General features: G+C 57.1%; 10 protein-coding genes and 2 riboswitches. Of the genes, 8 read left to right on the top strand and 2 right to left on the bottom strand.

What is annotated here, in order from left to right; all coding sequences use genetic code 11:
* The first annotated feature begins 5 nt into the window (after positions 1 to 5).
* The 5 genes from ACLD72_RS27955 to mtnB all read left to right on the top strand — a co-directional run bounded on the left by ACLD72_RS27955 (position 6) and on the right by mtnB (position 6,359).
* Positions 6 to 1,205 carry a pyridoxal phosphate-dependent aminotransferase gene (locus ACLD72_RS27955; RefSeq protein WP_411002301.1) on the top strand — a complete coding sequence of 400 codons (1,200 nt, stop codon included), beginning with the start codon at positions 6 to 8 and terminating at the stop codon, positions 1,203 to 1,205.
* 1,148 nt (positions 1,206 to 2,353) lie between these two features.
* The gene (proB, locus tag ACLD72_RS27960; RefSeq protein WP_411002300.1) at positions 2,354 to 3,460 is read left to right on the top strand and encodes a glutamate 5-kinase; all 1,107 of its coding nucleotides are present in this window, start codon (positions 2,354 to 2,356) and stop codon (positions 3,458 to 3,460) included.
* Between the two features lie 29 nt (positions 3,461 to 3,489).
* Positions 3,490 to 4,737 (top strand): glutamate-5-semialdehyde dehydrogenase, encoded by a 1,248-nt coding sequence (locus tag ACLD72_RS27965; protein ID WP_411002299.1) that lies wholly within the window; start codon positions 3,490 to 3,492, stop codon positions 4,735 to 4,737.
* A 68-nt stretch (positions 4,738 to 4,805) separates the two neighbouring features.
* Positions 4,806 to 5,666, top strand: a complete 861-nt coding sequence (proC, locus tag ACLD72_RS27970; protein ID WP_411002298.1) for a pyrroline-5-carboxylate reductase — start codon at positions 4,806 to 4,808, stop codon at positions 5,664 to 5,666.
* 39 nt (positions 5,667 to 5,705) lie between these two features.
* The gene (gene mtnB, locus ACLD72_RS27975) at positions 5,706 to 6,359 is read left to right on the top strand and encodes a methylthioribulose 1-phosphate dehydratase (protein WP_411002297.1); all 654 of its coding nucleotides are present in this window, start codon (positions 5,706 to 5,708) and stop codon (positions 6,357 to 6,359) included.
* Between the two features lie 105 nt (positions 6,360 to 6,464).
* On the opposite strand, the gene gcvH is transcribed toward mtnB, so the two are convergent.
* The gene (gene gcvH / locus ACLD72_RS27980) at positions 6,465 to 6,860 is read right to left on the bottom strand and encodes a glycine cleavage system protein GcvH (protein ID WP_458476306.1); all 396 of its coding nucleotides are present in this window, start codon (positions 6,858 to 6,860) and stop codon (positions 6,465 to 6,467) included.
* A 199-nt stretch (positions 6,861 to 7,059) separates the two neighbouring features.
* Positions 7,060 to 7,163: riboswitch (glycine riboswitch) on the top strand.
* Positions 7,164 to 7,306, top strand: a riboswitch (glycine riboswitch). It begins immediately after the preceding riboswitch.
* Between the two features lie 104 nt (positions 7,307 to 7,410).
* Here gcvH and gcvT point away from each other — a divergent pair.
* From gcvT to gcvPB, 3 genes are read left to right on the top strand one after another with little or no spacing between them, the layout of a single operon-like run.
* Complete coding sequence (gene gcvT, locus ACLD72_RS27985) at positions 7,411 to 8,541, top strand: glycine cleavage system aminomethyltransferase GcvT (protein WP_411002295.1); 1,131 nt, start codon at positions 7,411 to 7,413, stop codon at positions 8,539 to 8,541.
* Between the two features lie 19 nt (positions 8,542 to 8,560).
* A complete protein-coding gene (gene gcvPA / locus ACLD72_RS27990; RefSeq protein WP_411002294.1) occupies positions 8,561 to 9,925 on the top strand; it encodes an aminomethyl-transferring glycine dehydrogenase subunit GcvPA in 1,365 nt (454 codons plus the stop codon).
* Positions 9,913 to 11,433: an aminomethyl-transferring glycine dehydrogenase subunit GcvPB gene (gcvPB, locus tag ACLD72_RS27995; RefSeq protein ID WP_411002293.1), complete on the top strand. Its 1,521-nt coding sequence runs from the start codon at positions 9,913 to 9,915 to the stop codon at positions 11,431 to 11,433. Before gcvPA ends, gcvPB begins: the two co-directional genes overlap by 13 nt.
* 381 nt (positions 11,434 to 11,814) lie before the next feature.
* On the opposite strand, the gene ACLD72_RS28000 is transcribed toward gcvPB, so the two are convergent.
* Positions 11,815 to 12,726, bottom strand: a complete 912-nt coding sequence (locus tag ACLD72_RS28000) for an undecaprenyl-diphosphate phosphatase (RefSeq protein ID WP_411002292.1) — start codon at positions 12,724 to 12,726, stop codon at positions 11,815 to 11,817.
* Positions 12,727 to 12,750: the final 24 nt, after the last annotated feature.

Below are 12,750 nucleotides of genomic sequence, written 5' to 3' on the forward strand. Positions count from 1 at the left end.
TCACGATGAAGGAAGTCAAACCATCTTCCATGGCTTTCCCCCTGTTGGTTGCCGATGTTATGCAGGGGTTGCCGACTCAATTTTTCGCGGGCCTTGTGCAGAATGTCAATCAAGAAATCTCGGCGGGCCACGACGTCATTAACTTGGGACAGGGAAATCCCGACCTGCCTACGCCGCCTCATATCGTTCATGCTCTTCAGCAAGCGGCGGAAAACCCGCTTTACCACAAATATTCCCCCTTTAGAGGTTATGCGTTTCTGAAAGAAGCGGTTGCCCGGCGCTACCTGGAGGATTACGGCGTACAGCTTGATCCGGAACGGGAAGTGGCCATTTTGTTCGGCGGAAAAACCGGACTGGTCCAACTGCCCCAGGTGCTTTTGAATCCGGGGGACGTCTGCCTGGTACCTGATCCGGGTTACCCGGATTACTGGTCCGGCGTGGCCTTGGCCAAGGCGCGGCTGGCCTTTATGCCTTTGTCGGGGGAAAACGCGTTTTTGCCCGATTACAATGCCATCCCGGCCTCCGATTTAAAGCAGGCAAAGCTGATGTACCTGAATTACCCGAACAACCCGACCGCCGCGACCGCTCCGCTCTCTTTTTATGAAGACACCGTGGAATTCGCCAGCCGCAACCGGATCGTCGTCGCCAGCGATTTCGCCTACGGAGCCATCGGTTATGACGGGCATCGCCCGGTCAGCTTCCTGCAGGCCCCCGGCGCCAAAGAAGTCGGGGTCGAATTCTACACCTTGTCCAAAACGTACAACATGGCCGGTTGGCGGGTCGGCTTTGCGCTTGGCAACGCCGAGATCATCTCGCTGATCAACCTGCTGCAGGATCACATTTATGTCAGCCTGTTCGGCGCGGTTCAGGCGGCGGCCGCGGCGGCGCTGACCGAGTCGCAGGATTGTGTAACCGAACTCATAGCGCGGTATGCGTCACGCCGCAACGCCTTTTTTGAGGTTTTGGAGCAAATCGGCTGGCACGCCTCCAAACCGCGGGGTTCTTTCTTTAGCTGGCTCCCGGTTCCGCAAGGATACACCTCCACCGCGTTTGCCGAACTGCTCCTTCGGGAAGCCAAAGTCGCGGTAGCGCCGGGCATAGGCTTCGGGGAGCACGGCGAAGGGTATGTCCGCATCGGACTGCTCAGCGGCGAAGACCGCCTTCAGGAAGCCGCGCGGCGAATCGGACGGCTTGGCTTGTTTTAAAATAAGTTAAACTAAAGAAATGGTGGAGCTAAGCAAGAGTACTGAATTGGGGAAACTATTCTAACGGATGCCACAACCGTTAGATGTCCGGCGGGCAATCGAATCGGTTCGAAAACTTGAGCTTTTGCGGGAATTCTGAATGTATCAGGGCTACAAGTTGTCTTGTGCAAGAAGTTAATGCAACGCTAGTGAACATAAGGACAAAACAGGGCTTTATTTCGACGATCCCCCCCATTATGATTAAAATAGGGGAATTTTATGTCGTTATTTCCCACGGTCACAAGGAAATGCCTGCGTTTTGGGCCATCCACAGGAAAATAAGAACAAAAAATACTGCTAATGGGGATGAACATGCTGGGCTCCGGACCTTAAGTACATAAAGTACCGCTATTTTGCAGGCTGATGCTCGGTCCTTCCAGTAGTCGGCTGTCCAAACGCCGATTTCTAGGTTAGCCCCTTTTGGCTTTTTTCTTTTGCAAAAAAGAAAAGACGATGGTATCCTAACAGTAATCATATTCATATCGGACATCCCTACAAACGCAATGACGGGACCAGTAAGAAAGAACGCGGCGCCCCAGAGAGTAAATTCCAGCGGCTGAGAGAATTTACATGCTAGCCCTTTCCGAACCCTACCCCCGAGCGGCCGGCTCCAAAGCCGGACAGCGCCCCTGTTACCAGGCAATCCGAGTCGGATGAGAACCTCATCAATAAAGGTGGTACCGCGGAAGTCACACTTTCGTCCTTTGCGTGCAAAGGCGGAAGTTTTTTTATTTTGCGGGGCGGGAGGATGCGGGAAAAGGGAACTGATTGCCTGGCCATTCGGTACTGGATACCGCTATCGATAGCCGTTCGGCTTCGACTTTCTGTGCTGACTACTGGCCACTTGCCGCTAACGGACACGGAAGCCGCTATTTGAACGTTTTATCGGTATTTCCCAGGCTAACGGACACTTGGAACCTTATTGGCGTGAAAAAGTCCCAAAACCCGCCTGATTGAGCAAAATAGCGGCGCCTGTGTCCGTTAATCGTGAAAAAAGACCGTTTTTGCTTGAATAGCGGCTCTCATGTCCGTTACATCCTGCGGCCCGCACAACCATCCGTTACCCGCACGCACACGTTATTATTTTAAGTTTTGGAGGAGTGGTCACCATGCTGCGTCGCATCGTCGTCAAAATCGGAAGCAGTTCGCTGACTTCGTCGGAAGGAGGATTAAACCGGGACGCTGTCCGTTATTTCGCCGCCGAGCTGGCCGGGCTCGTCCGGGCCGGTTTCCAGCCCCTGCTGGTCACCTCCGGCGCCGTGGCCGCCGGCTTCCGCGAAATCGGCTACCCCGAGCGGCCGAAGCTGCTGCATGAGAAACAGGCGGCCGCCGCGGTAGGCCAGGCGCTGCTGATGCAAGCGTACCGCGAAGCGCTCTCCGAGCATCACGTATCCGCGGCCCAAGTGCTGCTTACCCGCTCCGATTTCCAGAACCGCAAACGGACGGGCAACGCGAGCATGGCGATCGAAGAGCTGTTGCGTCAGGGCGTCCTGCCGATCATCAACGAAAACGACACCGTTTCGCTGGATGAGTTGAAATTCGGGGACAACGATACGTTGTCGGCCCTGGTCGCCAATTTGATCAAAGCTGAGCATCTGCTCATTTTGACGGATATGGACGGGCTTTACACCAAAGATCCGCGCCTTGATCCAAATGCGACCCGCATCACCCGCGTCACGGAAATCACAAACGAGCTGTACACGATCGCCGGCGGGGCGGGCTCCGCGGTCGGTACGGGCGGCATGCGCTCGAAAATCGACGCGGCCAAAATCGCCTCGATCGGCGGCGTTCCCGTCTTCGTCGGCAAAGTGTCGGAGCCCGGCGACCTTCAGGCCGCACTGCAGGGCGACGGCCACGGCACCTACTTCGAAGCGCACGGGGCCACCCTGCCGCGCAAAAAACAGTGGCTCGGCTTCTTCTCCACCCCGTTCGGCACGCTGACGGTTGACGACGGCGCCGAAGAAGCGCTTATTCACGGCGGGCGCAGCCTGCTCCCGGTAGGCGTCAAAGCCGCGAACGGTCATTTTCATACGGGTGATGTCGTGGAAGTCGTCAATGCCGGCGGGGAAGTGCTCGGACGCGGGATCGTCAATTACGACGCCGAGCAGCTGCAAGAAATTCTCGGGCTGCCCAGCGCCGAGGTTATCAAAAAGCTGGATATCGTCCACCGCCTGGAGGTTATCCACCGGGACGAATGGATTTCGTTAAAATCATAATTCGAAGAATTATAAGGAGGTCTTAAGCTATGAGTGAAGTCAGACAAAAAGCCGAGCGGGCCGCCGGTGCCGTATCCGCACTGAACCGCCTGACGACGGAGCAAAAAAACGAAGCCCTGCTGGCCGCCGCCAAAGCGCTTGTGGACGGCAGCGCCGCGATCATCGCGGCCAACGAGGAAGATTTGCGGCGCGGCCGGGAGAACGGCACTTCTTCGGCGATGCTGGACCGGCTTGCTTTAAACGAGCAACGCATTGAAGGGATCGCCGAAGGGCTGCGGCAAATCGTCGCTTTGCCCGATCCGGTCGGAGACGTGCTGGAGACGATCGACCGCCCGAACGGGCTGCATATCGTGAAGAAGCGTGTACCGCTCGGCGTCATCGGGATCATTTATGAAGCCCGCCCCAATGTTACGGTTGATGCAATGGGACTTTGCCTCAAAACCGGCAACGCGGTCGTGCTGCGCGGCGGCTCCTCCGCCCTCGCCTCCAACCGCAAAATCGTCGAGCTCATCCATGAGGCCTTGCGCGGCACCGCCATTCCGGTCGACGCCGTGCAACTTATCGAGGATCCAAGCCGCTCGTCCGTCGACGAAATGCTGAAGCTGAACGGGCTGCTGGATGTCATCATCCCGCGCGGCGGCAGCTCGCTGATCCAAACGGTCGTGCAAAACGCCACCGTGCCGGTGATCGAGACAGGAGCAGGTATCTGTCATACGTATCTGGACGCCGCCGCGAACCCGGAAATGGCCGCTTCCATTGCACTCAACGCCAAAGTACAGCGTCCATCGGTATGCAATTCGATGGAAACGCTGCTTGTTCACGAAGACTTCGCATCCCGGCATCTGGCCGAATTGGCGGACCGCTTCAAGGAGGCAGGCGTTGAGTTAAGAGGCTGCGCAGCGACGAGACGCCTTATAGCCTGGGCAAATCCGGCAACCGATGAAGACTATGCGACCGAGTACAACGACTATATTTTGAATGTGAAGGTCGTTCGCAATTTGGAGGAAGCGCTGGATCACATCCGCCGTTTCGGCACCAAACACTCGGAATGCATCGTTACTGAAGACCGGCACGCCGCGGAGCTTTTCCAGCAGGAAATCGATGCCGCCGCCGTGTACCACAATGCGTCCACCCGGTTTACGGACGGCTTTGAATTCGGTTTTGGCGCCGAAATCGGCATCAGCACGCAAAAACTGCATGCCAGAGGGCCGATGGGCCTGCCTGCGCTGACATCCAGCAAATATATCGTTACGGGGAATGGGCAAATCCGGGAGTAAACCGGCAATTAGCCTAAAAAAATCCCCCTTAGCCAATATCCATTCTCTACATCAGGAGGTAATTGACCATGAATCCGAACATATCCCTGGCCTCCGCCTCGATTTGCTTTTACGGCGCCGGTTCGATGGCCGAAGCGATCGTGCGCGGACTGATCCATAAAGGCGTCGCCGGCGCGGACCAGATCGCCATGCTGAACCGCTCGAGCCAGGAACGGCTTGCCTATTTATCGCAGACTTACCGCGTGTCAACTGCAAACGAGGAAGCCGCTAAAAACCGGCATCTTCAAGAAGCTTCGATCATCGTCCTGGCGATGAAGCCGAAGGATGCCGGCGAAGCGCTTAGCGAACTCGGCCCGATGCTGCGCGAAGGGCAAATGATCGTCTCCCTGATCGCCGGCCTGTCGATCGCGACGATCCAGGCGCTGCTTGGCAGCAACATCCCGATCGCCCGGACGATGCCGAACACGTCCTGCTCCATCGGCCACGGCGCAACCGGAATCTCCTTCTCCGCCGAAATATCGAAGGAGCAAAAAGCGCAGGTGTTGTCTATGTTTCAAGCGGTCGGTATGGTTAGCGTGATTCCGGAGGAACGGATGGAAATTCTGACCGGTGTTTCCGGCAGCGGGCCCGCATATATTTATTACATGATGGAAGCGATGATCGAAGCGGGTATGGAAGGCGGTCTTTCCCCCGATCAGGCGCGTGAGCTGACGGTGCAAACGGTGCTTGGCGCCGCCCTGATGATGAAGGAAACCGGCGAAAATCCGGCCAAGCTCCGGGCCGACATCACCTCGCCAAACGGCTCGACCCAAGCGGCGCTGGAGGTGCTCGAAGCGGCCGGCTTCCGGCCAAACGTGAAAGCCGCGGTGCACCGGGCCGCCGAGCGGTCTTTGGAAATGGGCGAGGCGGTTCGAAAGTCGCTTCTGTAAGCCATTATTTTGGGTGAAGCACGAAGGAGGACGGCCAACATGAATTTTTCGGACATTCCGTTGGAAGAAAAACAAGCTGCGCTCAGCGAACTGCGCGGCGTCAAGGAACGGCTTGCCGCCCGCGGCTGGCTTCCGGGCTTGAGCGGCAGCTTGTCCGTTCGGGTCGGCGGCTTCGCGCCGGGCAATTATCACTTCGCGGTGACGTCGGGCATGAAGGGCCAAACGAAGCTTCCGGCCGAGGAGTTTCTGTTTGTGGACGCCGCTGGTACGCCAAGTGAAGCCACAAAACTGACGCCCGGCGAAGATGTGCCGATTCACGCGAAAATCTACCGGATGACCGGCTGCGGCGCGATTCTCCACGTGCACACCGTGTTTAACAATGTGCTCAGCGAATATTTCGGCGACGAAGGATTCGTCCAAATACAGGGCAACGAGCTGATCAAAGCGCTGGGCATCTGGGAGGAGGACGCCGCTGTCCGCATCCCGGTCGTGCCGAATTACGCCGACATCGCCGAGATAGCGGGGCGGATTCCCGCCGCGCTCGACACCCGCGTTCCCGGCTTATTGCTGCGGGGCCATGGCATCTACGCATGGGGCTCCACCGCATTCGATGCCGTATCCCGCCTGGAGGCCTTCGAATTTATGTTCGAGGCGATTTACCGCTCCCTCCTGCTTCCGCCCAAACGTAAATGACCGGACCAAGCAACCTCGCGGCCAGCAAAGCAAAAATACGCAATGCGATAAGCAAGCCGCATCCTCATCGCTGACGCGAGGTTATTTTTGCCTGTCACAGGCCCTCTATCTTTCGAGAAACTCCGCATAAGCTTTAGCATCCATCAATTTGGAAAAAGCGGCGGCGGGGTCTTCATGGAGTTGAATCCGCACCATCCAGCCCCCGTCGTAAGGTTCTTCATTCACCAGCTCGGGCGCCGTTTCCAGCTCGTTGTTAATCTCCAGCACCGTTCCGCTGACCGGCGTAAACAAATCCGCCACCGTTTTGACCGATTCGATCGTGCCGATCCCGTCCTGTGCTTCCACTTCCGTTCCAAGGTCCGGCAGCTCCACAAACACGATATCGCCCAAGCGATGCTGGGCTACGTCGGAAATGCCGATTTTTGCCGTTCCATCCCCCAAATCCAGCACCCATTCATGTTCGTCGCTATACCATAGATTTTCCCTAATATTAGCAGACAAGCTCATTCCTCCTCTTTCCGGATATTTCTCGTTCAGATTATTCCAACCCAGTCAAGATGTCAATATTACTAACATAATTTATAGATTTGCAAAAATGAAAGCGTTGCAGTATACAAAACCAAAATAAAATTTATATTTTTATGATAAGTTTATTGACATATTTCGCGGTTTTGAGTATTAATGTAGATGTAATCAGCGGTTGAAGGCAGAGGGAGAGATTACAATTCCAGCAAATTGTAACGCCGAAGGAGCAAGCCGCACGGAAGCGGTGAATCTCTCAGGCAAAAGGACTTCTGCCGGACGCGTCTCTGGAGAGAATTCGTCTTTTAGGGTTTAAAGGCGGATCACCCAAGGGGAAACCTGCTTCTTCTTTAAAATGCCGGGGAGCAAGATGCCTGGTGTTTTGCAGCAGGGTAACTCTCAGGTACAAAGGACAGAGCCGGAAATATCCGATTCGTTGCCAGTCGGAATTTCTTGGCCTGTCTTTTTATTTTTTTCATGATATGCGCAGGTAAAAATACGGCCCACTACGGCCAAACGAGGTGATGAGATGTCCGAACCCCTACTGCAACGAACGCCGTTATACTCTTGTTACGGCCGATATGAAGGCGTGCGCTGCATCGATTTCGGCGGCTGGGAGCTGCCGGTGCAGTTCAGCGGCATTCAAAAGGAGCACGAGGCCGTGCGCGAGCGGGCCGGCTTGTTTGACGTATCGCATATGGGCGAGTTTTACGCCGAGGGTCCCGGAGCGGAAAGTTTTTTGCAGCGGATGACGACGAACGACGTGAGCCTGCTGGGGCCGGGAAAAGCTCAATACACCCTGCTCTGTTATCCGGACGGCGGTGTCGTCGACGATCTGCTGGTGTATAAACGGGACGAAGGCAAATACATGCTTGTCGTCAACGCCGCAAACATCGACAAGGATTGGGAATGGCTGCGGCGGCATCTGCCCGCCGAAGGCGTCAGCCTGCGCAACGTTTCCGCAGCCACGGCGCTGCTGGCGGTCCAGGGGCCGCTGGCCGCCTCCATCCTCTCCCCGCTGTGCGAAGGACATGATCCCGGCGCTTTGCGCCCCTTCACGTTTTATCCTGAGGCCCGGGTCAGCGGCATTAAAACGCTGCTCTCGCGCACCGGCTATACCGGCGAGGACGGGTATGAGCTTTATGCGGCTGCGGAAGACGCTCCGGCCCTTTGGGACGCGCTGATGCGAGCCGGCGAGGCCCACGGGCTCGTGCCGGCGGGGCTCGGCGCCCGGGATACGCTGCGTTTTGAAGCCGGCCTCCCCCTCTACGGGCAGGAGCTGTCGCAGCGTATTTCGCCGCTGGAAGCCGGCCTCGGCCGGTTCGTGAAATGGGACTCTGGCTCGTTTATCGGGCGCGAGGCGCTGCTCCAGCAGCGTGAAGAAGGCGTTCCGCAGCGGCTCGCCGGTCTGGAGATGATCGACCGGGGCATCCCGCGCACGCATTATCCGGTTTTTGCGCCTGGCATCGAGGGCCCAATCGGCGAAGTAACCACAGGCACGCAAGCGCCGACGCTCAAAAAAAGCCTCGGACTGGTACTGATCGCCAGCGCCCACGCGGCGGCCGGCACCATACTCGAGGTGGAAATCCGCGGCAAACGGCTGAAAGCCCAAGTCGTCCCCCTGCCATTTTATCGCCGAAACGCACTCGCCAAGCCGTGAAAGGAGAACGAGAAAACCTATGCTAAAACACCGTTATTTGCCGCTGACCGAACAAGACCGGAACGAAATGCTGGAAGCGATCGGCGTCCCTTCGCTCGAAGCGTTGTTTCAGGATATTCCCGGGGAGATCCGTTTTAAAGGCGAGCTGCCGGTTTCCCCACGGCTCGACGAATACACTTTAACCCGGCACATGTTCGCACTTGCCGCGCGCAATGCCGACACCGACCGTTACGCCAGCTTCCTCGGCGCGGGCATTTACGATCTTCATATTCCTTCCGTCGTCCAACATGTCATTTCCCGTTCCGAATTTTACACGGCTTATACGCCGTACCAGCCGGAGATCAGCCAGGGCGAGCTGCAGGCGATCTTTGAGTTCCAGTCCTATATCTGCGAGCTGACCGGCCTCAAGGTGGCCAACGCCAGCATGTACGACGGGGCGACAGCCCTCGCTGAAGCCGGTTCGCTGGCTGCGGCCGCCACCCGGCGCAAACGGCTGATCGTGGCCCGGACCGTCCATCCCGAGGCCCGTGAGGTGCTGGCAACTTACGCACGCGGCCTGAATCTGGAGATCGCGGAGGTCGGCTGGGAGGCGGGCGTTACCGACCGCAAGGCCTTGGAGACGGCCATTACGGAAGACACCGCCGCCGTGCTGGTGCAAAACCCGAATTTCTTCGGTTCCCTTGAAGATATCCGTTCCATCGGCGAGCTAATTCATGCGCGCGGAGGACTCTTGATCGTCAGTTGCAACCCGCTGTCTCTGGGCCTGCTGGAAGCGCCGGGCAAGCTGGGCGCGGATATCGTCGTTGGCGACGCGCAGCCGCTCGGCATCGCACCTTCCTTCGGCGGCCCGACCTGCGGATTTTTCGCCGTAGCCGACAGCTACATGCGCCGAATGCCCGGGCGGATCGTAGGGCAGACGACCGACAGGAACGGCAAGCGCGGGTTCGTGCTGACCCTGCAAGCCCGGGAACAGCATATCCGCCGCGAAAAAGCGACCTCCAACATCTGCTCCAACCAGGCGCTGCTCGCTCTCGCCGCGTCCGTGTATATGTCGCTGATGGGCAAACAAGGCATGGCCGAGGTCGCGGAGCTGAACCTGCAAAAAGCACATTACGCCAAAACGCGCCTGGCTTCCATCCCGGGCGTAAGCCTTCCCTTCCCGGCCCCGGTTTTTAATGAATTCGTGATCCGGCTGCCGGAAGGCGCCGATCCGCAGCGGCTTCAACAAAAGCTGCTCGAGGCCGGATTTATCGGCGGCTACGATCTGGGGCGCAGCTATCCCGAACTCGCCGGACATGTGCTGATCGCCGTGACCGAAAAACGCAGCAAAGCGGAAATCGACCAATTCGTCAGTGTAATGGAGGAATCGATATGCACGAAATAAATGAAACCAAACCGGAGGAATTGCTTATTTTCGAACGCAGCCGGCCCGGAAGGATCGGTTATTCCCTGCCGGAATGTGACGTTCCCGCCTTGCCGAAGGAGGAGCTGGTGCCGCCGGAAATGCTGCGCCGTGATGGGCTTTCGTTCCCGGAAGTGTACGAGGTTGATGTCGTGCGCCATTATACCGCCTTGTCCCGCCGCAATTTCGGCGTCGATAACGGGTTTTACCCGCTCGGTTCCTGCACGATGAAATACAATCCGAAAATCAACGAAGATGTGGCCCGTTACCCCGGTTTCGCCAAAATTCATCCGTATCAGCCGGAGGACAGCCTGCAGGGTGCGCTGGAGCTGATGTACCGGCTGCAGCGGGACTTGGCCGGGATTACGGGTATGGACGAGGTCACCCTGCAGCCGGCCGCCGGAGCGCACGGGGAATGGACGGGCCTAATGATGATCCGCGCTTATCACGAAAGCCGCGGTGAGAAGCGGACGAAAGTGATCGTGCCGGACTCCTCGCACGGCACCAATCCGGCCAGCGCTGCGGTCGCCGGCCTTGAGACGGTGACCATCCCTTCGACTGAGCGCGGCATGGTCGATCTGGACGCGCTGCGGGCGGCCGTTGGCGAAGATACCGCCGCCCTCATGCTCACCAACCCGAACACGCTTGGCCTGTTTGAGCAGCAAATCGTGCAGATCGCCGAAATCGTCCATACGGCCGGCGGGCTGTTGTATTATGACGGCGCCAACTCAAACGCCATCATGGGGATTACTCGTCCTGGCGATATGGGCTTTGACGTCGTCCACCTCAACCTGCACAAAACGATGAGCACGCCGCATGGCGGCGGCGGCCCCGGCGCCGGTCCGGTCGGCGTCAAAAAGCGGCTCGCGCCGTTCCTGCCCGAGCCGACGGTCGTCCTGGATGAATCATCCGGTCGTTACGCCATTCGCGGCCGGCGTGCGGAGGGGGCTGGCGAGTTGACCGGAGCGAGCGGTTCGGCAGCCTCCATCGGCCGGGTCAAAGCGTTTTATGGTAATTTCGGCATTCTCGTTCGCGCTTATGCCTATATCCGCAGCCTGGGCCCGGAGGGACTCCGCCAGGTTTCGGAAAACGCCGTGCTGAACGCCAACTATATGATGAAACGCTTGGCTCCTTATTACGAGATGCCTTACGAGGATCAGCCGTGCAAACACGAATTCGTCATGTCCGGCAGCGGGCTGGCCCAATACGGCATCCGCACGCTTGACGTCGCCAAGCGGCTGCTGGACTTCGGCTACCACCCGCCGACCATCTATTTTCCGCTGAACGTCGAGGAATGCATCATGATCGAGCCAACGGAAACCGAAAGCAAGGAGACGCTGGACGGCTTTATCGATTGTATGATTGCCATCGCCAAGGAAGCGGAGACGAACCCGGACATCCTGCTAAACGCGCCGCATACCACACCGGTCACGCGCCTTGACGAAACCGGTGCCGCCCGAAAGCCGGTGCTGAACTGCTCCTGCGGGTAACATAAATCAATGTATACCACACCAAATGCAAAAGTGCAGTTCATTTTCGCCAAAACGCCCCGAAATAGCTGATCAAGTGCAAAAGTGCAGTTCATTTCCGGATAACATACTAATATTTTCCAGTTCAGACCGAATTAACTGTACTTTTGCATTTCAATCGCTCAAACATGGGAATTTACGACAGACGAAATGCACTTTTGCATTTCCTTGCAACAAGTCGAGACGGCCAGGAAACAAAGACACGAATAAAAACAAAACCGCCTTCCCGGGAAGGCGGTTAATGCAAAATAAACCAGCACGCCGTATTGCTATTGCCTGGCTGCTATAAACCACGGCGGACTCCAACGTTAACACCCGGCTGTGGCGCATTTAAGGCCCGGCTTAAAAAACGAATACGAAATAGATCACGATCGCCAGCAAAATCCGGTACACCGCAAACGGCACCAGTTTGACGCGGTTGATCAGCTTCAGGAAAAAGCGGATCGACAGCAGCGCAAACACAAATGCGCTTATAAACCCGACGATGAAAAAGGGCAGGACATCCAGCGTAAAATACTGCAGGTTTTTGACCAGCGAAAGGGCGCTCGCCCCGGCCATAATCGGCACCGCCATGATGAAGGTGAAGTCGGCGGCCGCCCGGTGGCTTAAGCCCAGCAGCACCCCGCCGGAAATCGTCGATCCCGAGCGGGAGAAGCCCGGCCAAATCGACAAGCATTGGAAAAGGCCGATCGCAAACGCCTGCTTGTAAGTAATTTGGTCGACGGTTTCTACCTTGGCCCGCTTTGGCGCAAAGCGGTCGGCCACAATCATGAGCACGGCCCCAACCACCAAACCAATCAATACCGTTGCCGTCGAGAAAAGATACTCATCGATATAATTTTCAAGCAAAACGCCCAAAACTCCGGCCGGAATCAATCCGACAATGACCTGGGCCAGCTTGAGGCGCGAACCGCTGCCATGTTTAAGCTGTCGAGGCTGATACGCCCCGTCCTCCGCCACCATCGTCTCATCGGACCACTCCGATGAGACCCCTTTTTTTCCAAAAAAACGCGACAATCCAAGCAGTTCCATAAACCGGTTCCAGAACACGACTACCACGGCCAAAATCGAGCCGAGCTGGACCACGACTTTAAACGTGTTGGCTACATATTTGGAGCCCAGCAGGTGTTCGGTCCGCAGCCACATATCGTCCACAATGATCATATGCCCTGTCGACGAGACGGGGGCAAATTCCGTAAGTCCTTCCACCATTCCCAGAATAATTGCTTTGATCAGATGCAAAAAATCAATCATTTCAGCTTCTCCTTTGCTAGTCAA

Source organism: Paenibacillus lacisediminis (genome assembly GCF_046567315.2).

What these genes read in the sequence shown, in the direction of transcription:
- ACLD72_RS27955 (WP_411002301.1), top strand. Translation starts at nt 6, where the DNA reads ATGAAGGAAGTCAAACCATCTTCCATGGCTTTCCCCCTGTTGGTTGCC.
- proB (WP_411002300.1), top strand. Translation starts at nt 2,354, where the DNA reads ATGCTGCGTCGCATCGTCGTCAAAATCGGAAGCAGTTCGCTGACTTCG.
- ACLD72_RS27965 (WP_411002299.1), top strand. Translation starts at nt 3,490, where the DNA reads ATGAGTGAAGTCAGACAAAAAGCCGAGCGGGCCGCCGGTGCCGTATCC.
- proC (WP_411002298.1), top strand. Translation starts at nt 4,806, where the DNA reads ATGAATCCGAACATATCCCTGGCCTCCGCCTCGATTTGCTTTTACGGC.
- mtnB (WP_411002297.1), top strand. Translation starts at nt 5,706, where the DNA reads ATGAATTTTTCGGACATTCCGTTGGAAGAAAAACAAGCTGCGCTCAGC.
- gcvT (WP_411002295.1), top strand. Translation starts at nt 7,411, where the DNA reads ATGTCCGAACCCCTACTGCAACGAACGCCGTTATACTCTTGTTACGGC.
- gcvPA (WP_411002294.1), top strand. Translation starts at nt 8,561, where the DNA reads ATGCTAAAACACCGTTATTTGCCGCTGACCGAACAAGACCGGAACGAA.
- gcvPB (WP_411002293.1), top strand. Translation starts at nt 9,913, where the DNA reads ATGCACGAAATAAATGAAACCAAACCGGAGGAATTGCTTATTTTCGAA.
- ACLD72_RS28000 (WP_411002292.1), bottom strand. Translation starts at nt 12,726, where the DNA reads ATGATTGATTTTTTGCATCTGATCAAAGCAATTATTCTGGGAATGGTG.